This is a genomic window from Hymenobacter defluvii (assembly GCF_017589435.1).
In the GTDB taxonomy this organism is placed as follows: domain Bacteria; phylum Bacteroidota; class Bacteroidia; order Cytophagales; family Hymenobacteraceae; genus Hymenobacter; species Hymenobacter profundi.
The window spans coordinates 1-2,845 of record NZ_JAGETX010000050.1 but is presented as its reverse complement, the minus strand read 5'-3'; the positions used below and the strand labels follow the sequence as shown (position 1 = coordinate 2,845).

The following is a 2,845-nucleotide window of genomic DNA, read 5'->3' as shown; positions in this document are numbered from 1 at the left end:
GTCGGGTGTAGAGCCACAGTCGGAAACAGTATGGCGTCAGGCTGACAAGTATAAAGTACCTCGCATCTGTTTCGTTAACAAGATGGACCGCGCTGGTGCTGACTTCTTCAAGGCAGTTAACGAAATTAAGGAGAAGCTAGGTGCTACCCCAGTACCATTGCAAATCCCGATTGGCGCTGAGGACACGTTCAAGGGCGTAGTTGATCTGCTAACTGGTAAAGCTATCGTGTGGGATGACGCTACTCAAGGCAAATCCTATCATGAGATTCCGGTTCCTGAGGATTTGGTAGATACCGTAGCTGAATGGCGTCAAAAGCTGATTGAAAGCGTAGCTGAATACGACGACCGTCTATTGGAGAAGTTCTTCGAAGATCCGGAGAGCATTACCCGCGAAGAAATGATGGTTGTTATCCGTCAGGCGGTTATTGATATGAAGTTCTCGCCCGTAATGTGCGGTTCAGCTTTCAAAAACAAGGGTGTGCAGTCGATGCTGGATGGCGTAATGGCCTATCTTCCATCTCCACTAGATATGCCTGCTGTTATCGGTACAAACCCTGATACCGGTGAAGAGGTAGAGCGTCACCCTGATAATGATGAGCCTTTCACTGCACTAGCATTTAAGATTGCTACTGACCCTTTCGTAGGTCGTCTGTGCTTCTTCCGTTGCTACAGCGGTCAACTTGATGCTGGCTCGTACGTGTTCAACAACCGTACGCAGAAGAAAGAACGCATCTCGCGTCTGATGCAGATGCACTCCAATAAGCAGAACCCAATAGAAAAAATTCAGGCGGGTGATATTGCTGCTGGTGTAGGCTTCAAAGACATTAAGACTGGTGATACGCTGACTGCTGAAGGTAAGCCTTTAGTACTAGAGTCGATGTCGTTCCCTGAGCCCGTTATCGGTTACGCTATTGAGCCAAAAACTCAGGCTGACGTTGACAAAATGGGTATGGCTATTGCCAAACTTGTAGAAGAAGATCCTACCCTATCGGTACAAACTGACCCTGAAACGGGACAGACTGTATTGCGTGGTATGGGTGAGCTACACCTTGAGATTATCATTGACCGTATGCGTCGTGAGTTCAAGGTTGAAATTAACCAAGGTGCTCCACAGGTTGCATATAAGGAGGTTCTAACTAAGAAAGTAGAACATCGCGAAACGTATAAGAAACAGACAGGTGGCCGTGGTAAATTCGGCGACATTGTATTCGAACTCGGTCCGAAAGAAACCGATCCGGAGAAACCTGGCCTAGAGTTCGTGAACGATATCACGGGTGGTGTAATCCCCCGCGAATTTATCGCACCGGTACAAAAGGGTTTTGAAGAAGCTATGAAAAACGGCCCATTGGCTGGCTTCCCCTTAGATAACATGAAGGTGCGTCTGTTCTACGGTTCGTACCACGATGTAGACTCCGATGCTCTCTCGTTTGAACTTGCTGCGCGTGGTGGTTTCCGCGATGCTGCTCGTCAAGCTGGACCTAAGCTGCTTGAGCCAATTATGGCGGTAGAAGTGGTAACACCAGACGAGTACACCGGCTCCGTAACGGGTGACCTGAACCGCCGTCGTGGCATTATGAAGGGTATGGATACCAAAGGCGGTGCTAACGTAGTGAAAGCTGACGTTCCTTTGTCAGAGCTTTTCGGTTACGTGACCTCATTGCGTACCATCACGTCGGGTCGTGCTTCAGCGTCGCTAACCTTTTCGCACTACGATCAGGTACCTAACAACTTGGCTGATGGTATCATCGCCAAGCAAAAAGGCAATGCCATTCGTTAATTCCGCTTTCACATCATAGAAATGAACCAGAAAATTCGCATCAAACTTAAATCCTACGACCACAACTTGGTGGACAAATCGTCGGAGAAGATTGTGAAGGCGGTAAAGGCGACAGGCGCTGTTGTTAGCGGCCCTATCCCACTGCCCACAAACAAGGAGAAGTTCACGGTACTTCGCTCGCCCCACGTGAACAAGAAGTCACGTGAGCAGTTCCAACTCTGCACCTACAAGCGTCTTGTAGACATCTACTCAACTTCGTCGAAGACAGTGGATGCCCTCATGAAGCTGGAGCTACCTAGCGGTGTTGACGTTGAAATCAAAGTCTGAGGATTTAATTTCTCCGACTAATTAGGAAAAGAAGTCCGATCAACTATCACAGTTGATCGGACTTCTTTTTTTATGCAAAGGCTTACATAATATGGGTTATTCGCTTGATGATATTATCATGCAATTAAAAAGAGAATAAGAGAGTGTCTGCCATAGTAAAGTGTTTGATTGTTAGTGATAAACTGAGAGCTTAAGTATAGAAATATTTTAGAAGCATGCTGGCTTCTTACGAAAAATTTTCCTAGCTTTGCACTCCCATTACGAAAACGCTATTTGGGCGTTTTCACTGTGTCTTTTTCATAAACATCCAATAGAATGCCTGGCATCATCGGTAAAAAAATCGGTATGACAAGCCTCTTCACTCCGGACGGGAAGAATGTTCCCTGCACCCTCATTGAGGCGGGTCCGTGCGTAGTGACGCAGGTGAAAACGCTAGAGAACGACGGTTATACCGCTGTTCAACTCGGCTACGGCGAGAAAAAAGCGAAAAATACCACAAAAGCGCTGGCTGGCCACTTCGCCAAAGCCGGTACTACTCCCAAGAAGAAGCTCGTCGAGTTTCGCGTTGATGACGTAACTAGCTATTCGGCTGGCAGCGAGTTGAAAGCTGATCTATTCGAAGAAGGTGAGTTCGTAGACGTAGTAGGCACCTCAAAAGGTAAAGGTTTTCAAGGCGTTGTGAAGCGCTACAACTTTGCCGGTGTAGGTGGTCAAACGCACGGCCAGCACAACCGCGGCCGT

The 2,845-nt window shown here is 47.6% G+C and carries 3 protein-coding genes; all 3 read left to right on the top strand.

Annotation, left to right across the window (positions count from 1 at the left end; translation table 11 throughout):
• Positions 1 to 1,777, top strand: a 1,777-nt coding sequence (gene fusA / locus J4D97_RS22700) for an elongation factor G (RefSeq protein WP_208309583.1), incomplete at its 5' end; no start/stop codon positions are given.
• Between the two features lie 21 nt (positions 1,778 to 1,798).
• Positions 1,799 to 2,104, top strand: coding sequence for a 30S ribosomal protein S10 (gene rpsJ / locus J4D97_RS22695; protein ID WP_185281366.1), 306 nt, complete (start codon positions 1,799 to 1,801; stop codon positions 2,102 to 2,104).
• A gap of 315 nt (positions 2,105 to 2,419) precedes the next feature.
• The coding region (rplC, locus tag J4D97_RS22690) for a 50S ribosomal protein L3 (protein ID WP_208309582.1) at positions 2,420 to 2,845 on the top strand (426 nt) is incomplete at its 3' end.

Excerpts from the sequence above, each read along its gene's own strand:
- rpsJ (WP_185281366.1), top strand. The coding sequence starts at position 1,799 with ATGAACCAGAAAATTCGCATCAAACTTAAATCCTACGACCACAACTTG.